The 23,066-nt window shown below is 48.6% G+C and carries 28 protein-coding genes; 23 read left to right on the top strand and 5 right to left on the bottom strand.

Going from position 1 to position 23,066, the window contains the following annotated elements:
* The first annotated feature begins 35 nt into the window (after positions 1-35).
* Positions 36-308, top strand: coding sequence for a DUF4404 family protein (locus tag ACPAOP_RS13690; protein ID WP_423681829.1), 273 nt, complete (start codon positions 36-38; stop codon positions 306-308).
* 131 nt (positions 309-439) lie between these two features.
* Here ACPAOP_RS13690 and ACPAOP_RS13685 read toward each other — a convergent pair whose 3' ends face one another.
* Positions 440-1,015 (bottom strand): SAM-dependent methyltransferase, encoded by a 576-nt coding sequence (locus ACPAOP_RS13685; protein ID WP_423708390.1) that lies wholly within the window; start codon positions 1,013-1,015, stop codon positions 440-442.
* Between the two features lie 367 nt (positions 1,016-1,382).
* On the opposite strand from ACPAOP_RS13685, the gene ACPAOP_RS13680 reads away from it, so the two are divergent.
* From ACPAOP_RS13680 to ACPAOP_RS13655, 6 genes are all read left to right on the top strand, one after another.
* Complete coding sequence (locus ACPAOP_RS13680) at positions 1,383-1,862, top strand: FKBP-type peptidyl-prolyl cis-trans isomerase (protein ID WP_423681831.1); 480 nt, start codon at positions 1,383-1,385, stop codon at positions 1,860-1,862.
* Positions 1,863-2,182: 320 nt separating this feature from the next.
* Entirely contained in the window at positions 2,183-2,461 is a 279-nt protein-coding gene (locus ACPAOP_RS13675) for a DnaJ domain-containing protein (protein ID WP_186885388.1), read from the top strand.
* The gene (locus ACPAOP_RS13670) at positions 2,458-3,057 is read left to right on the top strand and encodes a hypothetical protein (RefSeq protein ID WP_423681834.1); all 600 of its coding nucleotides are present in this window, start codon (positions 2,458-2,460) and stop codon (positions 3,055-3,057) included. Before ACPAOP_RS13675 ends, ACPAOP_RS13670 begins: the two co-directional genes overlap by 4 nt.
* 9 nt (positions 3,058-3,066) lie before the next feature.
* Positions 3,067-3,825, top strand: coding sequence for a hypothetical protein (locus ACPAOP_RS13665; protein ID WP_423708389.1), 759 nt, complete (start codon positions 3,067-3,069; stop codon positions 3,823-3,825).
* Between the two features lie 132 nt (positions 3,826-3,957).
* Positions 3,958-5,178, top strand: a complete 1,221-nt coding sequence (locus tag ACPAOP_RS13660; RefSeq protein ID WP_423708388.1) for a hypothetical protein — start codon at positions 3,958-3,960, stop codon at positions 5,176-5,178.
* Positions 5,179-5,364: 186 nt separating this feature from the next.
* Positions 5,365-5,991 (top strand): hypothetical protein, encoded by a 627-nt coding sequence (locus ACPAOP_RS13655; protein ID WP_423708387.1) that lies wholly within the window; start codon positions 5,365-5,367, stop codon positions 5,989-5,991.
* A 127-nt stretch (positions 5,992-6,118) separates the two neighbouring features.
* Here ACPAOP_RS13655 and ACPAOP_RS13650 read toward each other — a convergent pair whose 3' ends face one another.
* From ACPAOP_RS13650 to ACPAOP_RS13640, 3 genes are all read right to left on the bottom strand, one after another.
* Positions 6,119-7,279, bottom strand: a complete 1,161-nt coding sequence (locus tag ACPAOP_RS13650) for an iron-containing alcohol dehydrogenase (protein WP_423708386.1) — start codon at positions 7,277-7,279, stop codon at positions 6,119-6,121.
* 63 nt (positions 7,280-7,342) lie between these two features.
* On the bottom strand, positions 7,343-8,095 hold the full coding sequence (locus ACPAOP_RS13645) for an SAM-dependent methyltransferase (protein ID WP_423708385.1): 753 nt from the start codon (positions 8,093-8,095) through the stop codon (positions 7,343-7,345).
* Between the two features lie 283 nt (positions 8,096-8,378).
* A complete protein-coding gene (locus tag ACPAOP_RS13640; protein WP_423708384.1) occupies positions 8,379-8,996 on the bottom strand; it encodes a Maf family nucleotide pyrophosphatase in 618 nt (205 codons plus the stop codon).
* A 183-nt stretch (positions 8,997-9,179) separates the two neighbouring features.
* Between ACPAOP_RS13640 and ACPAOP_RS13635 the strand changes: the two genes are divergently transcribed.
* From ACPAOP_RS13635 to ACPAOP_RS13560, 16 genes are all read left to right on the top strand, one after another.
* A complete protein-coding gene (locus ACPAOP_RS13635; RefSeq protein WP_423681842.1) occupies positions 9,180-9,704 on the top strand; it encodes a YceD family protein in 525 nt (174 codons plus the stop codon).
* Positions 9,705-9,842: 138 nt separating this feature from the next.
* Complete coding sequence (gene rpmF, locus ACPAOP_RS13630) at positions 9,843-10,025, top strand: 50S ribosomal protein L32 (RefSeq protein WP_162018712.1); 183 nt, start codon at positions 9,843-9,845, stop codon at positions 10,023-10,025.
* 245 nt (positions 10,026-10,270) lie between these two features.
* On the top strand, positions 10,271-11,341 hold the full coding sequence (gene plsX / locus ACPAOP_RS13625; RefSeq protein WP_423708383.1) for a phosphate acyltransferase PlsX: 1,071 nt from the start codon (positions 10,271-10,273) through the stop codon (positions 11,339-11,341).
* A gap of 4 nt (positions 11,342-11,345) precedes the next feature.
* A complete protein-coding gene (locus ACPAOP_RS13620; RefSeq protein WP_423681844.1) occupies positions 11,346-12,332 on the top strand; it encodes a beta-ketoacyl-ACP synthase III in 987 nt (328 codons plus the stop codon).
* Positions 12,333-12,365: 33 nt separating this feature from the next.
* The gene (gene fabD, locus ACPAOP_RS13615) at positions 12,366-13,298 is read left to right on the top strand and encodes an ACP S-malonyltransferase (protein WP_423708382.1); all 933 of its coding nucleotides are present in this window, start codon (positions 12,366-12,368) and stop codon (positions 13,296-13,298) included.
* A complete protein-coding gene (fabG, locus tag ACPAOP_RS13610) occupies positions 13,295-14,047 on the top strand; it encodes a 3-oxoacyl-ACP reductase FabG (protein ID WP_423708381.1) in 753 nt (250 codons plus the stop codon). The genes fabD and fabG overlap by 4 nt, the downstream gene beginning before the upstream one ends.
* 149 nt (positions 14,048-14,196) lie before the next feature.
* Positions 14,197-14,436, top strand: coding sequence for an acyl carrier protein (gene acpP, locus ACPAOP_RS13605; protein ID WP_055936274.1), 240 nt, complete (start codon positions 14,197-14,199; stop codon positions 14,434-14,436).
* 35 nt (positions 14,437-14,471) lie between these two features.
* Complete coding sequence (gene fabF, locus ACPAOP_RS13600) at positions 14,472-15,713, top strand: beta-ketoacyl-ACP synthase II (RefSeq protein ID WP_423681847.1); 1,242 nt, start codon at positions 14,472-14,474, stop codon at positions 15,711-15,713.
* 62 nt (positions 15,714-15,775) lie between these two features.
* Positions 15,776-16,258, top strand: a complete 483-nt coding sequence (locus ACPAOP_RS13595; protein ID WP_423708380.1) for a hypothetical protein — start codon at positions 15,776-15,778, stop codon at positions 16,256-16,258.
* A gap of 94 nt (positions 16,259-16,352) precedes the next feature.
* Complete coding sequence (gene rpoE / locus ACPAOP_RS13590; RefSeq protein ID WP_186885374.1) at positions 16,353-16,955, top strand: RNA polymerase sigma factor RpoE; 603 nt, start codon at positions 16,353-16,355, stop codon at positions 16,953-16,955.
* A 46-nt stretch (positions 16,956-17,001) separates the two neighbouring features.
* Positions 17,002-17,679: a sigma-E factor negative regulatory protein gene (locus ACPAOP_RS13585; RefSeq protein ID WP_423708379.1), complete on the top strand. Its 678-nt coding sequence runs from the start codon at positions 17,002-17,004 to the stop codon at positions 17,677-17,679.
* Between the two features lie 5 nt (positions 17,680-17,684).
* The gene (locus ACPAOP_RS13580) at positions 17,685-18,695 is read left to right on the top strand and encodes a MucB/RseB C-terminal domain-containing protein (protein ID WP_423708378.1); all 1,011 of its coding nucleotides are present in this window, start codon (positions 17,685-17,687) and stop codon (positions 18,693-18,695) included.
* A 47-nt stretch (positions 18,696-18,742) separates the two neighbouring features.
* A complete protein-coding gene (locus ACPAOP_RS13575) occupies positions 18,743-20,218 on the top strand; it encodes a DegQ family serine endoprotease (protein WP_423681851.1) in 1,476 nt (491 codons plus the stop codon).
* 137 nt (positions 20,219-20,355) lie between these two features.
* Positions 20,356-20,607 (top strand): glutaredoxin family protein, encoded by a 252-nt coding sequence (locus ACPAOP_RS13570; RefSeq protein ID WP_423681853.1) that lies wholly within the window; start codon positions 20,356-20,358, stop codon positions 20,605-20,607.
* A 1-nt stretch (position 20,608) separates the two neighbouring features.
* Positions 20,609-21,205: a ribonuclease HII gene (gene rnhB / locus ACPAOP_RS13565; protein WP_423708377.1), complete on the top strand. Its 597-nt coding sequence runs from the start codon at positions 20,609-20,611 to the stop codon at positions 21,203-21,205.
* A complete protein-coding gene (locus ACPAOP_RS13560; RefSeq protein ID WP_423708376.1) occupies positions 21,202-21,990 on the top strand; it encodes a TrmH family RNA methyltransferase in 789 nt (262 codons plus the stop codon). Before rnhB ends, ACPAOP_RS13560 begins: the two co-directional genes overlap by 4 nt.
* 64 nt (positions 21,991-22,054) lie before the next feature.
* Here the strand turns inward: ACPAOP_RS13560 and ppsR are convergent, their stop codons facing one another.
* Entirely contained in the window at positions 22,055-22,903 is an 849-nt protein-coding gene (ppsR, locus tag ACPAOP_RS13555; protein ID WP_423708375.1) for a posphoenolpyruvate synthetase regulatory kinase/phosphorylase PpsR, read from the bottom strand.
* Positions 22,904-23,066 lie beyond the last annotated feature (163 nt).

Genomic DNA, 23,066 nt, shown 5'->3' with positions numbered 1-23,066 from the left:
GCGGAAAACAGTTGGAATAAAAAAGGAAAATAAAAATGAAACATGAAAATCTGAAACAGTTGCTGGCACAAGCACATCAACAACTGGCAGGAACAGAAAAAGTCGATGATGAGTTAAAGGCGCTGCTGGAAAACTTAAATCAGGACATCCATCAGGTGCTGAGTTCCGAACAGCAGCATGATGTTTCTGTGTTTGATACACTCAGCGAGCGTTCTCTGGCGTTGTCGGCGAAATTCGCTGCGGAGCATCCTAAGCTGGAACCCGTGTTGCGTGAACTTGGTTCGATGCTGGCGAAGATCGGCGTTTAAATCAGCGGTCTCTGCCGTTTGTCTGCGCAGACGATGTAAGTCAAGAAAAAAACCACGATAGCGAATGAACGCAATCGTGGTTTTTTTTCGAGTCGTCATTCAGTAACTACGACCGCATCGCCGATGCAGCCTCAGTCAAAGCCGTATTCTCCGGGCGGTGCTTCTCCGGCGAGAGCGCTGGAATTCCATGCCAGACCTTCGCCTTTTCTGATCAGTTCGTCGGCGTATTCATACACATTCGGGCAACCAGTTTCAGCGATCAGTGTTTTGACGATCGTGACTTTCCAGGCATCGACACATGCTGCCTGAAACTGGCAGACCAGATAGCCAGGTTTGTCGCCGTAAAAATCGACCAGTAAGCCCGGCAACTGATCGGCTTCCGCATTAATCAATCGTTTTGCGCTGCCCGCTTTGTTTTTGATTGTGCGCGATTTCGCTAACGCTGCCTGAACCCGGCGTTTGATCATGGCGTGATCCACCGCTTCTTTTTCATCGAGCGTCCAGATCCGGGCGCGAATCTGCGATTTCGGGCTCCATCCGGCACGTGCCAGAAATTGGCCGGAAGACGAACGGACCAGCGCGGTTGCACCGGATTTAATTCGCTCGCCAAATTTACCGTCTATGCGTTCAATTGCTGAAAGATAAATCCAGGGTTGCCCCTCCAGTAATGCTTTTTCTTTACCTTGTTTGATTGTGATGATGAGCATAACCGTTCCGGAGGTGGGAATGCATTTCATCCTGTAGGAAGAAATGTATTCGGGTTTATTGAGAGGCGCGCAATATACCTTGTTTATACGGTTTTTGCTGTGTCTTTGCTCAGGATGATGCCGTCATGCTGATGTTTTTGGTATCGCATGGGGCTTTTTTCATTAAATCGGGTCTGATTTCAGTCAGAAAAGCAGTCTCTGCTACAATACAGCCCCTGTTCCGGGCCGGCGCTACAGATTTTCACTGGAAAAGGGCCTGGTATTTCCCCGGATATCTTTAAATCCGGACTTTCGATGCTATCTGTCCGGCATACTTGCAGCACCGTCCTTGTTCAAATTTTACCCACACTTATACACCATAAACGCCATGCAAATTAAAGCTAACTCCGTTGTCAGCCTGAATTACACGATGTTCAATACGAACGGTGACATCATTGATCAGAACCGTGACCCTATTGTTTATCTGCACGGTGATTACGATAATATTCTGCCTGCAGTTGAAGCCGCGCTGGAAGGTAAGAAAGTCGGTGAGAAAGTGTCCGTGGTACTGGCACCGGAAGACGCTTTTGGTGAAATCTCAGAAGAATTCGTGCGCGAAGAAGATATCAGCGCATTTCCACCGGATATCGAAGTCGGCATGATGTTTGAAACCCGCGATCCGGAAACCGAAGAAACGATGCAGTTCCGCGTCACAAAGATTGATGCCGGTGTTGTGACTGTGGATGGCAATCATCCGCTGGCAGGCATGACGATACGCTTCGACACCGAAGTGCTCGATATCCGTGAAGCGACTGACGAAGAAATCGTCCACGGTCACGTCCACGGCGAACACGGTCACCACCATTAATCCCGGCGACTGACTTGTTGTCGGTGACAGTTGATTCTGCTCGGCATCAATACTGTGCAGAACGCAATCTGTCAGTTTACATATACTCCCCAGGGTATATGTAAACACCCTTGATTAATATAGGGGAAATGCTTGTTTTTGCTGCATACTCCCCAAAATCATCTCATTTTTGGCGCTCAGGCGATGTTTTTGCAGGGCCGCTGTTCACGCAGGTTGCGCCTGCTGCACATGCAGCGCTCATATTGCCTGAATTGTGTAGCCTGATGCCAATAGCTGCTATGGTTCTGCGAGTGTGAATGAGAAATGGAAGCGAAAAGCAGATGAAAGATTATTACGTCATTCTCGGTATTGCGCCGAATGCGTCATTGTCCGATGTGAAAAAAGCGTTCCGCCAGAAAGCGGCAGAGTTCCATCCTGACCGGAATACGTCGGAACTGGCACCGGAAAAATTTCATGCGGTCAAAGAAGCCTACGACATTTTGTCTGACGATGCGGCGCGTGCCGCTTACGATGAAAATCGTCGCCGTAACTTGCTCGATTCGCCGCTGGAAACGGCGACTGACATCTGGAAGCATTATTTATCAGGAGTATTGAAGTGAAATTGTCCCGTTTTTTTGAAGATCTGATGGCGGTATATAACGCTGAAATCGAAGATCTGAAATCAGATTCCGAAGGCAAAAATGTCCTGAAGGCGCGGTTGCGTGAAAAAGGCGAACAGCTGCCTTTGTTGTTGCCGATGATGGAATCAAATCCGGAAATGCTGGCATCGGCCTTCCACATGGGATTTATATTCATGAATCCGCTGGCGCTGGAAAGCCTGATAACAAAGGAAGAAGCCAAGCTGCCAACGTGGAAAAGTTTATCCGCTGCCGTCAAGCTCGAACCATGGGCAGAACCGCTGAGCAAAATTGTGTTGCAAGAAGCGGGAGGTGAAAAGTTTCTGGTGATTGCGGCAGCACTTGAATATCTGAATCGCGGCCAGCAAACACGCAAACACAGCGCCACGAATACGCTGGAAGCCGACGACGAAGACAAAGAAATCAACGACGCCGATGAAGAATTGAAAGAAAACGGCGACCTCGATGGTAACTACGGTCGCCACGGCCGCGACGATGGCGATGATGGTGACGATTACGATCTTGACGAAGCAGGCGCAGACTGGCTGGCTGAGCAAGGTTTTGATCGCAAAGACTAAGGATAAAACATGAGCTTACCTGCATTAATTGAAGCGCAAAACCTGATCATGGCGGGCGATATCGCCGGTGCCGAATTCGCACTGGCTAACATTGCAGAAACCGAGGGTGACAAAGCGCTGGTCGCCGCGCTGGATGATTTTCCGGCCAAAGATTTGCTGGCGATTATCCGCGAATACGATGCGTCCAAAGAGTCGCTGGTAAATTTGCTGGTGACGCCGGAACAATTCGCGCAAGCGGTCGTGCTGGAACGCCGTTATGGCGATCAGACACATGAACAATTACGCGGCATGATCAACTCCGTTATTTTCCGCGAAGGTGCTGATCCTGCAGAATTTTTGTACGAAATCGCCGAAGTCGAAGGTGGTTACGATGCGCTGGCTGACTACCTGATGGATCGTGCACCGATGGTTGAGCATTTCTATAAATACGCGACATTCGATTTATACGAATACGGTGATGGCGCTAAAACGCAGGCGCAGGAAGAGGATCTGATGAATCTGGACCGGGATACCGAAAGTCTGGCGTCGCCGCTCGATATGGCAAATCTGGAAGATCATGACTGGATGCAGGTCACCTATCTGCTGCGTTACGAGTTACCGGAAATTTTCCGTGAAGTGCTGACGAAGCTGCGCGCCCGCTATAAAGCGTATCTGGCAAGCCAGCAAAGCGATGAGCTCGAAGGCGGCGAGGGCGAGGCAGAAGAAGATGAACGTCCTAAAAATAATGATGACGGTGACGACAAGGATGACGAAGAATCCGCGCTGTAATTTGTTGTCGGCATCCTGAATCAATGCAGAGCGCGGTGATCGTGTTCTGCATTTTTTGTTAGTTTCCCTAATTCCGGTAAGTTGCTTGCGCCAATGTGCGTCAGCAGCGAGTAAAAAGCGAGTGAAGATACGATGACAGCCTCTGTTTACGATATTGCCCTGATTGATAACCGGCCATTTTTTGAGTCAGCATTGCGCTATGGCGTACAAAAAGCCATCATCGCCAGCAGTAAGATTGCTACGATCGAAGCCGAAGCGCCGAAAGGCATGGTGCAGATTGCAGAAGCGTTTGGCAGTAAATATCTGCGCCCCGAAATCGAACTGGCGCGCAAACGCATCGTCAATCTGGTCAGCCTGTATCTGATCGAAACATCCAAAGGTGACCTGGAGCTGGCCGCCAGACTGATCCGTGATAATACTTTTCTGAGCCTGTCACGCGGCGGCTCCGGCTTGTTGAAAGCCTTGTTTGCGATGCCGGAATACGCTTTGCTTGGCCGTGAAACCAAAGGCAAGGTCGAAGATTTTCTCGATGCCTGGTCGCTCAAAGAAAATCCGCAGGAATACAGAAATGCGCTCGAACACCGCCAGCTCAACGCGCTGGAAATTCAGGCTGGATACTGGTTTGGCGAATGGCTGGGGCTGACGCCGGCTTATCTGCAGGAGGAAGATGCGGAAGCCGTGGGCGTGGTTCGCACCGCCTTGCTGGCACGCATGTTTGGCGGGCCTGATGCCACGATCGAGAATCAGATTCAGTTTGCGACCTTGCTGGAATCAATACGTGGGATGACACCGGCGAAACGCAATAAAGCGCTGGCATCGGCCGATTTATCGGATGTGCCGTCTGAATTGTTGCCGGTGGCGGAACGTGTCATTGATGAAATCAAACAACACGATCTGCCCATGCTGCAAAACAAAGCAACGCCACTGGCACAACTGGTGTTTGCGCTCAAAGAACGTTATTACCTCGGCGATCATGAAATCGAAGATACCTCGGAATACGATGCGCTGGTATCGAAAGAATGGACGCGTCTGACCAAAGGCAAGACCGACGTTGATTCGCTGATGACTCTGTTTTTATGTATCTCAGCCGGTGTGCCGCCGAAAACCACGCTGACCGAAAAGGCTGCAAAAACCATCATCAAACAATTCCGCAACGAAGGCTTTAATCATGCCCTGGCGACCGCCTGGATCAAAGAATCTGCACCACATGAAAAGCAGGAAGGCTTGCTGGAAGACTGGGATAATTTCATCGAAGAAGCCAATCAATACTTGCTCGACGACTGGGACACCTACCTGACCGGTGCAATCCGTTTCCTGACGATGCACTGCCATATTCAGAAGGCGGGGAAATAAGTTGCTCAAATCTTTGGTAAAAAAGGAATTTGAGCTTTCATCGGAGTGATGATTTATTAGTACTTTTTGGGTTTATGGGTTTAGAGTGTGTTCATTAGCGAAATTTAGTGCGGGATTCAATGTGTGTGGGTAATTTTTACTGTTTCGCGTTGAAATTTATTTTTGCTGAATCTAAAACAAACATTTATGACTTCTAATGCTGACGAAGGTGCTCGTAAACACGGTCATCAATCTGAATTGATTGATGAGTTTGATTTGCTTCTCGGTAGATCTATTCGGACTTTTCAAGGGTTGGAACAAACAATTGAACATAGGCTTCTTCAATTGGCCGCCGCCAGTTCAAAACCCCGCGGTGAAGTGGTCGAGCTTCTGAGAATAGCGATTGCTGAAGCCCCTTTTCGTACCAAACGGCGATTGCTGGAGATGCAGATAAGTTATCTCCCCTCAAGACCAGAGTATAAAAAGTGTTGTGAATTGCAAAAGACAAAGGTGGCACTTGAGCTTGAAATGGAACATGCCAATTCAGAAATTAAACGAATTGGAGATATTGAGAGCGATAGAAATAAATTTGTTCATTCTCACTGGTTTGTTCTCAGTCAGCCTAAAGACAGTACCGATATTATTCCGGTTTTACGATCGAAGACGAAAGCTCACCCTAAAAATCCTTCGCACGCACTGGAAGAGTTTTCAGTAAAAAATTTTCGTGACTTTCTGTCAGATGTCGAGAATGTTGATAAAAAGTTGTCGCAAGCGACGGGAAGGCTATTAGGCCTATTAGGCTATGACGAGGATAGAAAAATACCGAAAGCTTGAAACAAATTGCTAGCGGGTTATGTTTAGATGCTGCCAGACTCATCTTTACTCATTTAGTAACAGAGACGCGACGCGTAACCTGAGACCCAAAAGGGCGACTTCGAAAGTCGCCCTTTTTTTGAGTTGCTTACAAACTCAATTCCAGCACCTTACGGCTGACATCCAGCGTGACGTCGCGTTTTTCGCCCATGGTCAACATACGGTGGGATTCCAGTGCGGCGATGATGGGGGAGATATCGTCTGCGCCGAGCTGGTAATCGCTGAGACGGGTTTTGACGCCCATTTGCTCAAAGTAATCCTGCATGCGGCTGATCGCGCTGTCGATGCGGCTGTCTTCGCTGCCTTCGCGGATATCCCAGACGCATTCAGCAAATTGCAGCAACTTCGCACGTTTGGCTTCTTTACGTACGCGCAGCATGCTAGGCAAGACGATGGCGAGTGTCTGGGCGTGATCGATGCCATGCAGGGCAGTCAGTTCGTGGCCTATCATGTGGGTCGCCCAGTCTTGCGGCACGCCGGTAGAAATCAGGCCATTCAAGGCCATCGTGGCACACCACATCAGATTCGCACGCACGTCGTAATCTTCTGGATTGGCGAGGGCTTTAGGGCCTTCTTCGATCAGAGTTTTGAGCAGGCCTTCGGCGAAACGATCTTGTACCGGTGAATTGACCGGATAGGTCAGATACTGTTCCATCACATGCACGAACGCATCAACTGCACCGTTGCCGATCTGGCGCGGTGGCAGGGTGTAGGTAGTGGTCGGGTCGAGAACCGAGAATTTAGGGAAGCAATGGCGGCTGCTGAACGCGAGTTTGGCTTTGATCGATTGACGGGTGACGACGCCGCCATCATTCATTTCTGAGCCTGTTGCTGGCAAGGTCAGGATGCTGCCGAAGGGCAGGGCTTTCGTCACGTTGCGACCATGTTTTTCCATAATCGCCCACGGATCTCCGCCTTCAAACAGCGCTGCGGCCGCGATGAATTTAGTGCCGTCAATGACCGAGCCGCCGCCGACCGCCAGCAGGAAATCGATGTTGCCTTGCTTGATAACATCGACCGCTTTCATCAGCGTTTCATAACTTGGGTTAGGTTCTATGCCAGCAAATTCGGTGACGCTGCGGTCGCCGAGCGCGGCGATGACCTGGTCAAAAACGCCGTTTTGCTTGATGCTGCCGCCACCGTACAGCAGCATTACTTTGGCATCTGCCGGAATGGCTTGATGGATGTCGGCGATGCGGCCTTTGCCGAACAGGATGTGAGTCGGATTGTAGAAATCGAAATTCAACATGGGCGTCTCCTTGAGAAAGTCTTATCTTAGCGTAAATTCAAAAAATAGACCGGTCGTTCGCAATTAACTGGCAAGGAACAGAAATACCGTCGGTTTTTTATGGAAATCCGGGCTCTGACCAGCGACGATGCGCTTTTTCCATTCTGCTGCGCTACGCGTCTGTATCGATTCGGTTGGCAATGTCAGATCGGTGGCGACGCAAATCAGGCTCTGTACCTGACACTGGTTTGCCAGGGCTTCCAGCATGGCGGCGTTGCGATACGGCGTTTCTATCAGTAATTGCGTTTGCTTTTCTTTGCGCGAGCGGTCTTCCAGCTCTTTGATGCGTTTTGCGCGTAATGCGGCATCGGTGGGCAGGTAGCCGTGAAAGGCGAAGCTCTGACCATTCAAGCCGCTGCCCATCAGGGCTAGCAGCAGGGATGACGGCCCGACCAGCGGCCTGACCGTGATGTTGCGCTGGTGCGCCAGCCTGACCAGATTCGCGCCGGGATCGGCAACAGCGGGAACGCCAGCCTCAGAAATCAGACCGACATCATGGCCCTGCAATAAGGGTTGCAGCAAGCCTTCGAGCGCCTGCGCCGGGGTATTGACGTTGAGTTCGCTGATCTGAATATCCTGCATCGCCAGCTTTAAGGGGTGATGCTGACCGAGAAATTTCAGATAGGCGCGGGTGGTTTTGGCGTTCTCTGCAACGAAATAGCTGAGTTGTGCAGACATCGCTTGCACGGTATCGGGAATGATTTTCGCCAGCAAGCCGTCTTGCTGACCTTCGTTGTAGCCCAGCGTGTTAGGAATGAGGAATAGTGTGCCTGTCATGGGGAAGTCTTTTAATAGAGCTAAGAAATAAAGCTAAAATAAATTGATATGATTTTTTATGCCGACACAAAACTGTCGCAGCGACGATATGGTTCTTGTTTGTAGTGTTCTGCCGTCGTCGTACTTTACTGAAATATGCTTACTGACGTCATATTTGTGCTTATAAATACTGGGGGGAGTATATTTTTAAGCCATTGATTTACGCTGACGATAAGGCGAAAAAGGCAGATACTCCCCCAATTTTGCTAAAAACTGAACATTTTTCTGAGTGGTCAGCGATTCATTAGCGATAAAACTGAACGCCAGCGTTGCGAAGCATGTCGGTCAGTGCAATCAATGGTAATCCGGTTAATGCGGTCGGGTCGTCGCTTTGTATCGACGCTATGATGCTGATGCCTAGCGCTTCGTTTTTCGCGCTACCCGCGCAATCGTAGGGCTGCTCTATGCGCAGATAGGCATCGAGTTCGGCATCCGGCAAATCGCGGAAGCGGACGATGGTTTGCACGTCGCGCAATTGCACGGCGGGCTGCGCGCCGGAGCGGGTGTCGAGCAGGCATAATGCGGTATGAAAAACGACTTCTTTGCCGCGCATGAGTTGCAATTGCTTTAATGCGCTGGCATGATCGCCGGGTTTGCCGATGTGGATGCCATTCAGTGTTGCAACCTGGTCGGAACCGATAATGAGTGCATTTTCTGCGGAATTTGAAGCAGATGATGCTAACTGTCCGGCGATGGCTTCCGCTTTTTGTTGCGCCAGCCGTAGGGCGGTGGCGTCCGGTGTTTCGCTATGGAGCGCGGTTTCATCAATATCCGGCACCATGGTATCGAAGGGGAGTTGAAGCCGTGATAATAATTCGCGGCGATAGGCCGAGCTGGAAGCAAGAATCAGGCGTGGGTTCATCGGGGCAGCTTGAGATTAGGGTCGTGAGTCAGGCCGGGGCCTGGGTATATTCAGGAAATTCAGCGGTATTCTGCAATATTAATCGCCGGTGTCAGTCGTTTTGATATAAAAATGCCTGTAAGCCTTTGACTAACAAGGCAGAGTGCTGTTATTATCGCAGGTTTTCTGGGTTCAAATAATCCTATGCAAGCTTTTGTGATTGACGCTTTCGCGTATTGTCGGCTCGAAGAGCAACGTTCGGGAAGCATTCTGGTCGCAGATTTACCCCGGCTTTCAGACGAATGTACAAACACCGATGGTGTGTTGAACTGGTCCTTGTCTGGTGGTAAAGACGCACTGGGTCATCCACGGCTGGTGTTGAGTGTAACTGGTAGCGTGAATCTGATGTGCCAGCGCTGTCTGACGCCATTTGCATATGAAATTGACTCTGAATCTGTATTGATACTCGCCAAAAACGAAGAAAATGCTGATGAAATTGACGCATTGCTTGATGATGACGAGGTCGATGTTGTAGTAGGCAGCAAAACGTTTGATGTCAATGATTTGATAGAGGACGAAGCGCTGCTGGCAATACCCCAATCGCCCAAACATGCAGTATGCCCGGATGTATCGATGGCTTCAGCAAATACTACTGCAGCGATGGAAGCGGAAGTCGGCAAAAAAGAATCGCCTTTTGCCGTGCTGAAGAAAATTAATGGGCGTACCTAGTGGCATTATTCTGAAAAAACACTCAGGTCGAAGTATTGTTAGGGATTCTTGGTTGGCGATGTTCGCATTACTATGTGCGCATTCTTTAGCCAGGTGTGTCAATTTTTAGAAACATTTTTTGAAGTATTAGGAGTTATCATGGCAGTTCAGCAAAACAAAAAGTCCCCATCCAAGCGTGGCATGCACCGTTCCCACGATTTTCTGACTGCACCACAGTTAGGTATCGAGCCAACAACAGGTGAGACCCATCTGCGTCACCACATCAGCCCTAACGGCTTTTACCGTGGTCGTAAAGTATTGAAAACTAAGAACGACGAGTAATCTCTGTTCTTGTTAAAGGAAGCGGCGTGACGAGTCTTGTACTTGGCGCCGCTTTTTTTATGCCTGTTTTTCCTCAATTCCGGCGTTCAGATCTGTCTGCGCCCTGATTTTATAAACACGATTCCGGATTCCGGCTGATTTTCTCTGTTTTTTCCTTTTTTATTTCTGAGTGGAAATGGAATTGGCAGAAAATATCTCTCCGTTTGGTACACTAGTCGTTTCGGATCGAAGTTTAGTAACACTACATGACAATAAAAATTTCCATAGACTGTATGGGTGGCGATCACGGCCCGTCAGTTACAGTCGCGGCGGCGGTTGCTTTTGCACATCGAGAACCTGATGTTGAATTTCTGCTGGTCGGGCTTGAATCCGTAATCCATGCAGAGTTGAAAAAACATCACGCTGAACATCATCCACGCATCAAAGTAATCCACGCTACTGAAGTGGTGGAGATGGATGACCCCATTGAGATCGCACTGCGCCGTAAAAAAGATTCTTCTATGCGTGTTGCGGTTACCCAGGTTAAAGAAGGGTATGCGCAAGCCTGTGTTTCGGCCGGTAATACCGGCGCTTTGATGGCGGTGTCGCGTTATGTCCTGAAAACCATGCAGAGCGTCGATCGCCCGGCGATCAGTGGCATGTTGCCGAATCAGAAAAACCTGCCGACTTATATGCTGGATCTCGGTGCTAACGTTGATTGCGAACCTTTGCACCTGCATCAGTTCGCGATTATGGGGTCGGCGCTGGTATCAGCGCTGGAAGGCAAAGAAAGGCCGAGTATTGGTCTGCTGAATGTCGGTGAAGAAGATATTAAAGGGAATGATGTCGTAAAAAAAACGGCGCAGTTGCTGCGTGCAGATCACGAGCGTGGCCTGCTGAATTTTTATGGCAACGTTGAGGGGAATGACATATTCAAAGGCACTACCGACATCGTGGTGTGCGACGGTTTCGTCGGAAATGTGACCTTGAAAGCCGCGGAGGGACTTGGGCGTTTCGTGAAGACGACATTGACTGACTCTTTCAAGAGCAATCCATTGAATATGCTGGGAGCCTTGATTGCGCGGGGGGCTTTAAAGTCAATTTCAAAGACGATGAATCCGTCCAACTACAATGGCGGATGTTTACTTGGTCTGCGCGGCCTGGTTTTTAAAAGCCACGGCAGTGCAGATAAATATAGCTACGAGTGGGCGATACAGCGCGCATTTGATGCGGCAAAAAATGATGTCCTGACTCGTATTTCTACTTCGATGGCGAAACTTATGCCAGTGGCAGACCTGGCTTCGTCCGAAGATAATAATGACCTGATGGCAAAATAATCGCATGACAATTTTCAGCAAAATCATAGGTACCGGCAGCTATCTGCCGTCAAGAAAGGTCAGTAACCAGGAGTTGGCTGACCAGCTGGCCAAAAAGGGAATAGAAACTTCTGATGAATGGATTGTTTCCCGTAGCGGTATCTCTTTCCGTCATTACGCTGAAGACGGCGTGAAATCCAGTGATCTGGGCGTGAAGGCTGCGGAAAAGGCGCTGGAAGCGGCGAAGTTGTCGCCTAACGACATCGACCTGATTATTCTGGCGACCTCGACTCCCGATTTTATCGGCGGATTTCCCAGTACAGCCTGTGTGGTCCAGAATAAACTGGGGCTGACCAATGGTGCACCGGCGATGGATATACAAGCTGTCTGCAGCGGTTTTATGTACGGAATGTCTGTTGCTGACAGTATGATTAAATCCGGTACACATAAAAATGTACTGGTCATCGGTGCTGAAGTGTTTTCCCGGATTCTGAATTTTGACGACCGTACTACTTGCGTGTTGTTTGGTGATGGCGCAGGAGCTGTGGTGATGAGCGCCTCAGAGACGCCCGGTGTATTGGCGACCAAGCTGCATGCGGATGGCGGATATGCTGATATTTTATCTGTCCCTGGCACAGTGCAGGATGGTGCGATTGCCGGCAGTGCGTATTTGCAGATGGATGGTCAGGCTGTTTTTAAACTGGCAGTATCTGTTTTAGAAAAAGTGGCAAATGAAGCTCTGGCGCAGGCCGGGCTGGCGGCAGCCGATATCGACTGGATGATTCCGCATCAGGCCAATCTGCGCATCATGCACAGCACAGCAAAGAAAATGCATTTGCCTCTGGAAAAATTGGTGGTGACGGTGGATCAGCACGGCAATACTTCGGCAGCATCCATTCCTCTGGCGCTGGATCTGGCGGTGCGTGACGGCAGGGTCAGACCTGGCCACAAAGTATTATTAGAAGGTGTTGGTGGCGGCTTTACCTGGGGTGCCGCTATTGTTCAGATGTAGTAATCAACATAACCAAAGAGAGACATAGATCATATGACCCAATTTGCATTTGTATTTCCCGGACAGGGTTCACAAGCGATCGGTATGCTGAATGGCTTTGCTGACAATCCTGTAGTCCAGCAAACGATCGCTGAAGCATCTGACGCCTTGCAGTCTGATCTGGGAAAACTGATTTCCGAAGGCCCGAAAGAAGCGCTCGATTTAACGACCAATACACAGCCGGTAATGTTGACTGCTGCGGTTGCCTGCTACCGCGCCTGGATCGCTGCTGGCGGTGCTGTACCTAAATTAGTTGCGGGCCATAGCCTTGGCGAATATTCGGCATTAGTGGCAGCTGGGGTAATTGCATTTAAAGATGCAGTGCCTCTGGTACGTTTCCGTGCACAGGCGATGCAGGATGCGGTGCCTGTTGGTCAGGGTGGCATGGCGGCAATTCTTGGTCTGAGCGACGAGGATGTGATTGCCGTCTGTAATGAGGCGGCTCTGGGTGAAACTGTCGAAGCGGTTAATTTTAATGCACCGGCGCAGGTGGTGATTGCTGGTAGCAAGGCTGCTGTTGAGCGCGCCTGTGAAATTGCAAAGGCAAAAGGTGCCAAGCGCGCGCTGGCATTGCCAGTCTCAGCACCATTTCACTCATCGTTACTGAAACCGGCATCGGACAAGCTGCGTGAATATATGGCTGGAATCACCTTTTCAGCGCCAGCAATTCCTGTCATTAACAACGTTGATGTGGCGATCGTGACAGATCCCGCGCTGATTAAAGATGCTCTGGTTCGCCAGGCCGCCAGCCCTGTTCGTTGGGTGGAAACAATTCAGGCAATTCATGCAAGTGGTATCCGTAATGTCATAGAATGCGGTCCCGGTAAGGTGCTGGCTGGTCTGACCAAGCGTATTAATGCCGAACTGATTGGTGATGCAGTGTACGATCACGTAACACTGGAAAAAGTATTGGAATCTTTAAAATGACACAACAATTAGAAAATCAAGTTGCCCTGGTGACCGGTGCGTCGCGTGGCATTGGTAAGGCGATTGCTATTGCATTGGCGCGTGCCGGAGCGAAGGTGGTCGGCACCGCAACGACAGAGTCCGGCGCCGAGGCGATTTCTGCTTATCTTGCCGATGTTGCTCCTGGTGCGGGAAAGGGCGTTGCGTTCAATGTGAATGATGTTGAGCGCTGTACGTCGCTGGTTGATGAAATTCAAAAGGAATATGGCAGTCTGTCGATCCTCGTGAATAATGCCGGTATTACTCAGGATCAGTTAGCGATGCGCATGAAGGAAGAAGATTGGGATAATGTTATCACTACGAATCTGAATTCCGTGGCACGTTTGTCCCGTGCAGTATTGCGCGGCATGATGAAGGCAAAACATGGCCGCATCATTAATATCACCTCGGTAGTCGGCTCGTCCGGCAATCCCGGGCAAATGAATTACGCGGCAGCTAAGGCGGGTGTGGCAGGGATGAGCCGAGCACTGGCTCGCGAAATCGGCAGCCGTAACATTACTGTCAATTGTATTGCGCCGGGTTTTATCGATACCGATATGACAAAGGCTTTAACGGATGAACAAAAAGCAGCAATCCTGTCTCAGATTCCGATGGCTAAACTGGGACGCCCGGAAGATATTGCCGCCGCAACCGTCTTTTTGGCATCGCCAGATGCAGGTTATATCACCGGTACGACCATCCATGTGAATGGCGGGATGTATCTGGCATAATTTATTTGAAGATAGTTAAGGTTAATTTCTGCGAAAATAGCAGGAGTTATTGCTAAAAACCTCGGGCTTGCTTTTTTTGCGTACAAACCTGCTAAAATGCGCGCACTTTCTGTAAGCCCTTATTTTTGATTTTTTCACTGGAGATACACATGTCCGATATCGAACAACGCGTTAAGAAAATCGTCGCTGAACAACTGGGCGTCGCTGAAGCTGACATCAAAACTGAATCCTCTTTCGTTGATGATCTGGGTGCTGATTCCCTCGACACAGTTGAACTGGTAATGGCGCTCGAAGACGAATTCGAAATGGAAATCCCTGACGAGCAAGCTGAAAAAATCACTACTGTGCAACAAGCGATTGATTACGCTACTGCACACGTTAAGGCGTAATTCGGTTACCACGTTTTTAAATCCAGGAGAAGCGCTTGAGTCGTACGCTTAAACGTCGTGTCGTTGTAACCGGACTTGGATGTATCTCGCCTATTGGCAATTCGATTGCTACAGCGTGGGATGCTGCAAAAGCCGGCAAATCTGGTATCGCTACGATCACCAAATTTGATGCAACTCCCTTTTCCACGCATTTTGCTGGAGAAGTGAAGGACTTCAATGTCGAGGATTATGTTCCGGCAAAAGAAGCTCGTAACATGGATACTTTCATCCATTTCGGCATTGCCGCGGGGATGCAGGCGTTTCAGGACAGCGGAATCGTTGTTACCGAAGAGAATGCCGAGCGTATCGGTGTGATCGTCGGTTCTGGTATTGGTGGTTTGCCGCTGATCGAAACAACAAAAGAAACCTTAATGGAACGCGGCCCTCGCCGCATCAGTCCATTCTTTGTGCCGGCATCGATTATCAATATGATTTCAGGTAACTTGTCGATCAAATATGGCTTGAAAGGGCCAAATCTGGCGATAGTTACAGCGTGTACAACCGGTCTGCATTGCATAGGCCAGGCGGCACGTATGATTGAATATGGTGATGCTGACGCCATGATTGCTGGTGGTGCAGAGTCAACGATTTCTCCTTTGGGTCTGGGGGGCTTTGCGTCAGCCCGTGCTTTATCTTCCCGAAACGATGATCCGGCTACTGCTTCGCGTCCGTGGGACAAAGACCGTGATGGCTTTGTGCTTGGCGAGGGTGCCGGTGTCATGATGCTGGAAGAATATGAGCATGCAAAGGCGCGCGGTGCAAAAATTTATGCTGAGGTTGTTGGTTTCGGCATGAGTGGTGATGCTTATCACATTACCTCACCTAGTATGGACGGACCACGTCGCAGTATGGTTAACGCGATGAAAAATGCGGGTATCAATGCGGATCAGATTGATTATCTGAATGCACATGGAACATCAACTCCGTTAGGCGATAAAAACGAGACGGACGCGATTAAGGCGACTTTTGCAGATCACGCTTATAAATTGACGGTGAACTCCACTAAATCGATGACCGGGCACTTGCTCGGTGGTGCCGGTGGTATCGAGTCTGTATTTACAGTATTGGCACTGCATCATCAGGTGTCACCGCCAACAATTAATATTTTCAATCAGGATCCTGAGTGTGACCTCGACTACTGTGCAAATGTAGCAAGGGACATGAAAATTGATTATGCGATGAAGAATTCGTTTGGTTTTGGCGGCACAAACGGAACTCTGATTTTCGCAAAAATATAATTCATCAGCAAATTAAAAAAAGGCACTTTGTTTCTTTGAAATGAAGTGCCTTTTTTATTTATATGACGATATCTCTCAGAGTAACCATTAAACCATCGATATGGCTGAGATATTTGCTTGGCATGATGGTGATACTGGCAAACACAGGCTGGTATATATTTCTGTCAAACAGAGAATTATCGTTTGCCTACCTTTTATCTGCGCTGATCGGTTTTGCAGTGATGAGCAGTCTTTCGCTGATTATGGTGATCTCGAAAATACCGATTGTCGATCTGAATATATCAAAAACCGGCGAAATTAAACTTGGCATGATGGGACTCGGCGATACCTCTGCACGTGTTAAATTACACCGGAGTTGCATCATTTGGCAGCATGTGATGGCATTAAGTTTTGTTTTTGATAGTGGCAGAATTTACCGCATTCTCGTCTTGCCTGATTCTCTTGACCCATTAGCCTTTCATCGGTTGCGGGTGGCTCTGATATGGATAATCAGACATCAGACTAAGCGTAGTGCTGACAATAATAGCCGGGTGGGGAACTTTTAATCAGGGCTGATACTCTTATTGCCGGATATTTATGCTGGTTGCAGCAGTACAGATTAAACTAAAAATAAGATTAATTAAAAAACAGGATGACTGAGTGACGACAGAGCGCGAGATAGACCAGATATTGGTTGAACGCGTGCAGCGTGGAGATAAAAAGGCATTTGAGCTTCTGGTTTCCAAATATCAACGGAAACTAATGCGGCTCGTGTCTCGTCTCATCTATGACCAGGCTGAGGCTGAAGATGTGGTGCAGGAGGCATTTATAAAAGCTTATCGGGCTTTACCCAATTTCAGAGGCGATTCGGCCTTCTATACATGGCTTTACCGTATCGGTATCAACACTGCAAAAAATTACCTGGTTACGCAGGGGCGCAGGGCACCGACCTCAACCGATGCCGATGTCGATGAGGCTGAAACTTTTGTTGATGCTGACGGACTAAGAGATATCAATACGCCGGAATCATTGTTGGCAAGTAAACAGATTGCAGAAACGGTGAATGCTGCAATGTCTTCTTTGCCGGAAGAATTGAGAAATGCGATTACCTTAAGAGAGATCGAGGGATTGAGTTACGATGAAATTGCCGATGTCATGTTGTGCCCGATTGGCACTGTGCGTAGCAGAATATTCCGTGCACGCGAGGCAATTGCGGAACGGTTGAGGCCGATTTTGGGAACCAATCTGGATCAGCGTTGGTGATCTGATAGCAGAAAATGAATTGAACAGGCGTGACTTAAGTAGAACTATGATGACTGAAACCAGTAAAAACGAAAACATATCAGCATTGCTTGATGGCGAGATAGATAATACCGCTCTGGATGCAATATTTGCCGATCTGGATTCGACTGAAAGCAAAGATACATGGGAACTTTATCACCGGATAGGTGATGTCCTGCGCTCAGATGATCTTGCTACTCCGTTAAGCACCGATTTTAATCAGCGTTTTGCTGCACGTTTTGCCAGTGAACCTGTTATTCTGATGCCGAAAATGCACGTCAGGAATGAAGCGAAAGAATCGGATAAACCGCAGTATCTGCGTTCGTATATGTCCGTTGCAACCGCAGCTGTCGCCGCTTTGTTTGCCTTCGTATTTTTGCCGCAGTGGCTGCAGTTAAATCAGACGCAGATGCAGACAGTGCAAATGTCTGGGGCGGCCGCGCCGGTATCAGCAAATAAACTGCAACTGGCATCAGCATCAGTCACTGCCGATCTGCCAGCACAGGCGCAAAATGGTGCGAAAAACGGACCGTCGGCGGATCTCCCGAAATCAGTGAACGAACCCCAAGGGACGCAGATAGAAATGTTGCGTGACCCGAGAATTGATAGTTATCTGATTGCACATCAGAAGTTTTCTCCGGCGATCAGTGCGGGCACACAGTACGTAACACGGGCAAACGCAGTTTCCAGCCCAGCGGAGAAGTAAGGATTATGTTGTTTTATCGTTTCCGAAGTGCAGTTTTACTATTAAGTCTGTGTGTCATTGGCCGTTCGGGTTATGCGGCATCGCCGTCGCTGACAGAGGATCAGAAGGCTGCACAGGAAGTATTAAAGAAAATTCAAGCCTCAGCTCAGAATCTGAATTATTCAGGTACATTTGTCTACCAGCAAGCGAGTCAGATCAGAACCTCCAAGATCACACATTATGTGGATCAGCAGGGGGAGCTGGAAAAGCTGGAAATCCTGGATGGCAAGCCGCGGGAATATATCCGTAAAGGTGACGAGGTATCCTGTTATCTGCCAGACAGCAAAATAATTCAGATTGAAAAAAACGTCACACAAGAGGTTTTCCCTGCCTTGCTGACTCAGAATGCATACTCATTACCTGAGAACTACTCCATAAAAAAGGCTGATCTGAACCGCGTTGCAGGACTGGTATGTCAGACTTATTTATTGCAGCCGAAAGATGCTTATCGTTACGGATATCGTCTTTGTGCCGAAAAGCAGACCGGATTATTGTTGCGTGCTCAGACTGTGAACTCCAAAAATGAAGTGATTGAGCAGATTGCTTTTACAGAGTTGAAGCTGAACGACATTGATAAAAATAAATTAAAGCCCAGTTTTCAAAATATCTCACGCTGGCATATTGAAAACTTAACGGTGCAATCCAATATCGATTCCGGCTGGAGCGTCAGATCACTACCGGCAGGATTCCGGAAAATCAAAGAAATGAAGCGGGTGATACCTGCCCCTCCTGCGTCGGCGGGGGGGAAGTCAGGCGTCTCGCATCAGGTCATACAAATGATATTTTCTGATGGCCTGGCAGCGATTTCCGTATTTATCGAGCCTGATAGTGAGAACCGTACTGAAGGTAGTTTACAGCAGGGTGCAATGACGATCATGGGAAAGCGGCAGGGAGCGTACTGGCTGACTGTCGTTGGTGAAGTTCCTGTGGCAGCGATTCAAAAAGTGATGAATTCGATTGAGTTTAAGTCTAAGTAAAAATCTAAGTGATAACCTGAGTGATAACTTAAGTAAGTGAGTGACCCATGAAAACGAAAAAACTTTTTCCCTTAGAAAAAATGATTACCACGATAGCGCTCAGTGCCTGCGTGGGTTTTGTGGCGCCAGCAGCGGTGAATGCTTTGCCTGTCGCACAGGCAGCTCCTGCAGTCACAGGTTTACCTGATTTCACTGAATTAGTCGAAAAGACCGGACCTGCAGTCGTCAATATCCGTACAACCGAAAAGCTGCAACAGGCTCAGGGCATGAATGGAATTGAGGATGAGCAGATGCAGGAATTCTTCCGCCGCTTCTTTGGTATGCCAATTCCAAAACAGGCACCGGTACCACGAGGACGTAAACACGCTCCTCAGCAGGAGGAGGAAGTTCCTCGCGGCGTTGGCTCCGGCTTTATCATTTCTCAGGACGGTTACATACTGACGAATGCGCATGTGATTGACGGTGCTACCGATGTCTACGTTAAATTGACAGATAAGCGTGAATTCAAGGCAAAAGTCATTGGCAGCGATAAGCGTACCGACGTCGCCGTATTGAAAATTGAAGGAACGAAGTTGCCGAAACTGACGATCGGTGATTCGGACAAAATCAAAGCGGGTGAATGGGTCATTGCCATCGGTTCTCCTTTTGACCTGGACAATACAGTAACTGCTGGCATTATTTCGGCAAAGGCTAGGGACACTGGCGATTACCTACCATTAATCCAGACCGACGTTGCAGTGAATCCCGGTAACTCAGGTGGTCCGCTGATTAATATGCGCGGCGAGGTTGTTGGTATCAATTCACAGATTTACAGCCGTTCCGGCGGTTACATGGGGATCTCGTTTGCGATTCCGATTGATGAGGCAATGCGCGTCGCTGATCAGTTGAAAGGCAGTGGCAAAGTCACCCGTGGCCGCATCGGTGTGCAGATAGGTGAAGTTTCTAAAGATGTGGCCGATTCCATCGGCTTGCAGAAAGCACAGGGTGCTCTTGTGGTCAGAATCGAATCTGGGACACCCGCTGAAAAAGCAGGATTGCAGGACGGCGATGTGATTTTGAAATTCAATGGACAATCGATAGAAAAATCCACTGATCTGCCACGTATTGTAGGCTCGACGAAACCAGGTTCGAAAGCGACAATGACAGTCTGGAGAAAAGGCGCAATTCGGGAAATGACAATCACTGTTGCTGAAATGGAGCAGGATAAAGTTGCTCAGAAAGCTGATAAAAAAGCGAAGAAAGAGCAAATCAATTTCCTTGGACTCGCCGTTGGTGATTTGAGTGATGCTCAGAAAAAAGAATTGCCTGCGGGTGGCGTTGTGATCGAAGCGGCGGAGGGCGCTGCGGCCGCGGCTGGTCTGATGCAGGGAGATATTATTCTGACGTTGAACAATGTTGACGTGAAAGATGCAAAACAATTCGCCAGCATGGTGGCAAAACTGGACAATAAAAAAACCGCTGTTGTTCTGGTTCGTCGTGAAAATATCTCGCAGTTCATCCCTATTAAGCCACAAGTGAAGTAATCCAGCCGCTTAAAACCGGTCAGTCAAAAAAAGCTGCTCTCTTAAACGAGCAGCTTTTTTTATAAAAATAGACCGTGTTTTTATGGTTTGCACGGTACTGGACTTATAATGCGCTACCTTATTTATGTCCTGAATTTATGATCGCTTTCACATTGTATTCACGGAGTTACTGCCATCTTTGTGATGACATGCTGGAGCAATTGCAGGCATACCCTGCGGCATCCCCGTTTACTGTTGAAGTCATTGATGTGGATGCCGATGCGGAATTGCTTGCGTTGTATGATGAGTTGGTGCCGGTATTGATTGGTAAAAAAGATGGTCATCCGGCACAAGAGATTTGTCATTACTTTTTAGACCGGAATGCTTTAGGGGCATTTTTTCAGGCTTGATATGCAAGAAAGTTTAGATTTGTTTGTGTATGACGGTGAGTTGATATGCGGAGTCGATGAAGCAGGGCGAGGGCCGTTGGCTGGTCCCGTTACGGCGGCTGCAGTGATTCTCGATCCCGATCATCCGATTGAAGGTTTACGTGACTCGAAAAAGCTCAGCGAGACAAGGCGGGATGCGCTCGCTGAAGAAATCAAAAAATATGCGCTGGCGTGGTCAGTCGCCGAATGCTCGGTGCAGGAAATTGATGATTTAAATATTTTGCAGGCAACCATGCTTGCCATGCGCCGTGCGGTTGAAGGTCTGGCCATCACGCCGACACTTGCGCTCATTGACGGTAACCGTTGCCCCGTAATGTCAGTCAGATCCGAGGCGATCGTGAAGGGCGACGATAAGGTGGCTGCAATTTCTGCGGCCTCGATACTTGCAAAGACGGCGCGCGATCATGTTCTGTACCAATTGCATCTGGCTTACCCACAGTATGCGCTGGATCAGCATAAAGGTTACCCGACCGCATTACATCTTGAACGATTACGAGAACATGGTGTCGCACCGATTCACCGTAAATCCTATGCGCCTGTGAAGGCTTTATTGAAATGAAACAAATTACTTCGCGCGAAAATTCTCTGTATAAAGAATTGAAATTATTAGCGACCAGTTCTCAGGTCAGACGCAAAGCCGGGCGCACTTTGCTCGACGGCGTACATCTGTGTGAAGCCTACAAACAGCATCTTGGCGCGCCTGAGTTGTGTATCGTTTCTGAGGCAGCATTAGGCGACCCCGAAGTGTATCAATTACTTGAAGCGTGCGAGTCAGAGCATATTCAGTGCATCAGTTTGCCGGCTAATCTATATCAGGCGATCAGTCAGGTTGAACATGGGGTCGGGATCATGTTCATTATTAGTACGCCAAGCCCAGTGTTGCCAGCGCTCATTCAGGAGAATTCAGTTGCGCTTGATGGTTTGCAAGACCCGGGAAATATGGGGTCGATTTTACGGAGTGCCGCTGCTGCCGGAATTAAAAATATTTTTTGTAGTTCCGGCACTGTATTTGCATGGTCGCCGAAAGTGATGCGTGCAGGTATGGGGGCACATTTTTTATTAAATATTTTTGAAAATGTCGATCTCAATGCAGTTTTGAGAAATACTGCTATTCCTGTTCTTGGCACGAGTTCGCATACAGAAACCACGATTTATCAGGCAGACCTTGCGCAACCGCTGATCTGGTTGTTCGGACATGAGGGGCAGGGTGTTTCCGATAGCCTGATGGCTCTGGCAGACATGACTGTCACCATTCCACAGCAAGCCGCCATCGAGTCATTAAACGTTGCCGCGAGTGCTGCTGTCTGTTTTTTTGAGCAGGTACGCCAACAATCTTTCCGCTGATATAAATGTCCCGGCTGACAGTCGGGACATTGCAGACATACGACCGGGGCGATCCCACGAGTCATTAATACAATTTATTATCCCCTTTAATTTCCTGCAAAATAGTCGTCGAGATTTCTTCAATAGACTTGGTTGTTGAAGAAAGCCAGCGTATGCCTTCGCGTTTCATCATCGCTTCAGCTTCGTTGACTTCGTAGCGGCAATTTTCCAGCGACGCATATTTACTTCCTGGCCTGCGCTCATTCCGAATTTCAGACAGTCGTTCAGGAGAGATACTGAGTCCGAATAATTTATGACGGAATTCCGGAAGCGCACCAGGCATTTTCCCTCGTTCAAAGTCATCGGGTATCAGAGGGTAATTTGCAGCCTTGATACCGTACTGCATCGCCAGATATAAACTGGTCGGCGTCTTACCCGAACGTGACACACCGACCAGTATCACATCGGCAGCGGCCAGGTTTTTGTGTGATTGACCATCGTCGTGGGTGAGTGAAAAATTAATCGCTTCTATGCGATTCTTGTATTCTTCCGAGTCTGTAATGTTATGGCTGCGGCCTATCGTATGCGTGGATTTCACCCCTAATTCCTGCTCCAGAGGGGAAACAAAGGTTTGAATTAAATCCATATGTAAACCTTTGGATTTAAATATGATGTTGGCAAGTTCCTTTTTGACCAGCGTGGAAAATACGATAGGCCGATTGCCATCCAGTGTGTATGCATCATTGATCCGGCGTACTGCATCATGCGCTTTATCGATACTGTCAACGAATGGCAGGCGGATCTGACGAAATTTGAGGTCAAACTGGGTTAAAACAGAATGCCCGAATGCTTCGGCGGTAATTCCTGTTCCGTCGGAAATGAAGTAAACGGTGCGGTTTGCCGGTGGTAAATTCGGGTTGGAGAAATCAGGCATAGGGGGGATCTTGGTAGTTTTAGTAAAATTTGGACATAAGGATCGAACAAAAAAGTAGGCAATTTATTTCGCCATACCGCTCAATTTTGCGAGACACAATGTAAAATGCGTTAACAGGATATGAAAAGCCGCTAGCCCCAAGAATAACAAAAATCTGCCCAGC

The organism is Undibacterium sp. WLX3042, from assembly GCF_049544825.1.
GTDB lineage: Bacteria > Pseudomonadota > Gammaproteobacteria > Burkholderiales > Burkholderiaceae_D > Undibacterium.
The sequence above is the reverse complement of the archived record's forward strand: the minus strand, read 5'-3'. Positions and strand labels throughout refer to the sequence as shown.

Coding starts and splice junctions, on each gene's coding strand:
- ACPAOP_RS13655 (WP_423708387.1), top strand. CDS start 5,365: ATGACTTCTAATGCTGACGAAGGTGCTCGTAAACACGGTCATCAATCT.
- ACPAOP_RS13650 (WP_423708386.1), bottom strand. CDS start 7,279: ATGTTGAATTTCGATTTCTACAATCCGACTCACATCCTGTTCGGCAAA.
- ACPAOP_RS13595 (WP_423708380.1), top strand. CDS start 15,776: ATGACGATATCTCTCAGAGTAACCATTAAACCATCGATATGGCTGAGA.
- ACPAOP_RS13575 (WP_423681851.1), top strand. CDS start 18,743: ATGAAAACGAAAAAACTTTTTCCCTTAGAAAAAATGATTACCACGATA.
- acpP (WP_055936274.1), top strand. CDS start 14,197: ATGTCCGATATCGAACAACGCGTTAAGAAAATCGTCGCTGAACAACTG.
- ACPAOP_RS13585 (WP_423708379.1), top strand. CDS start 17,002: ATGATGACTGAAACCAGTAAAAACGAAAACATATCAGCATTGCTTGAT.
- ACPAOP_RS13660 (WP_423708388.1), top strand. CDS start 3,958: ATGACAGCCTCTGTTTACGATATTGCCCTGATTGATAACCGGCCATTT.
- ACPAOP_RS13640 (WP_423708384.1), bottom strand. CDS start 8,996: ATGAACCCACGCCTGATTCTTGCTTCCAGCTCGGCCTATCGCCGCGAA.
- ACPAOP_RS13680 (WP_423681831.1), top strand. CDS start 1,383: ATGCAAATTAAAGCTAACTCCGTTGTCAGCCTGAATTACACGATGTTC.
- ACPAOP_RS13665 (WP_423708389.1), top strand. CDS start 3,067: ATGAGCTTACCTGCATTAATTGAAGCGCAAAACCTGATCATGGCGGGC.
- ACPAOP_RS13570 (WP_423681853.1), top strand. CDS start 20,356: ATGATCGCTTTCACATTGTATTCACGGAGTTACTGCCATCTTTGTGAT.
- rpmF (WP_162018712.1), top strand. CDS start 9,843: ATGGCAGTTCAGCAAAACAAAAAGTCCCCATCCAAGCGTGGCATGCAC.
- ACPAOP_RS13620 (WP_423681844.1), top strand. CDS start 11,346: ATGACAATTTTCAGCAAAATCATAGGTACCGGCAGCTATCTGCCGTCA.
- fabG (WP_423708381.1), top strand. CDS start 13,295: ATGACACAACAATTAGAAAATCAAGTTGCCCTGGTGACCGGTGCGTCG.
- ppsR (WP_423708375.1), bottom strand. CDS start 22,903: ATGCCTGATTTCTCCAACCCGAATTTACCACCGGCAAACCGCACCGTT.
- ACPAOP_RS13580 (WP_423708378.1), top strand. CDS start 17,685: ATGTTGTTTTATCGTTTCCGAAGTGCAGTTTTACTATTAAGTCTGTGT.
- plsX (WP_423708383.1), top strand. CDS start 10,271: ATGACAATAAAAATTTCCATAGACTGTATGGGTGGCGATCACGGCCCG.
- ACPAOP_RS13560 (WP_423708376.1), top strand. CDS start 21,202: ATGAAACAAATTACTTCGCGCGAAAATTCTCTGTATAAAGAATTGAAA.
- fabD (WP_423708382.1), top strand. CDS start 12,366: ATGACCCAATTTGCATTTGTATTTCCCGGACAGGGTTCACAAGCGATC.
- rnhB (WP_423708377.1), top strand. CDS start 20,609: ATGCAAGAAAGTTTAGATTTGTTTGTGTATGACGGTGAGTTGATATGC.
- ACPAOP_RS13685 (WP_423708390.1), bottom strand. CDS start 1,015: ATGCTCATCATCACAATCAAACAAGGTAAAGAAAAAGCATTACTGGAG.
- ACPAOP_RS13675 (WP_186885388.1), top strand. CDS start 2,183: ATGAAAGATTATTACGTCATTCTCGGTATTGCGCCGAATGCGTCATTG.
- ACPAOP_RS13645 (WP_423708385.1), bottom strand. CDS start 8,095: ATGACAGGCACACTATTCCTCATTCCTAACACGCTGGGCTACAACGAA.
- ACPAOP_RS13690 (WP_423681829.1), top strand. CDS start 36: ATGAAACATGAAAATCTGAAACAGTTGCTGGCACAAGCACATCAACAA.
- ACPAOP_RS13635 (WP_423681842.1), top strand. CDS start 9,180: ATGCAAGCTTTTGTGATTGACGCTTTCGCGTATTGTCGGCTCGAAGAG.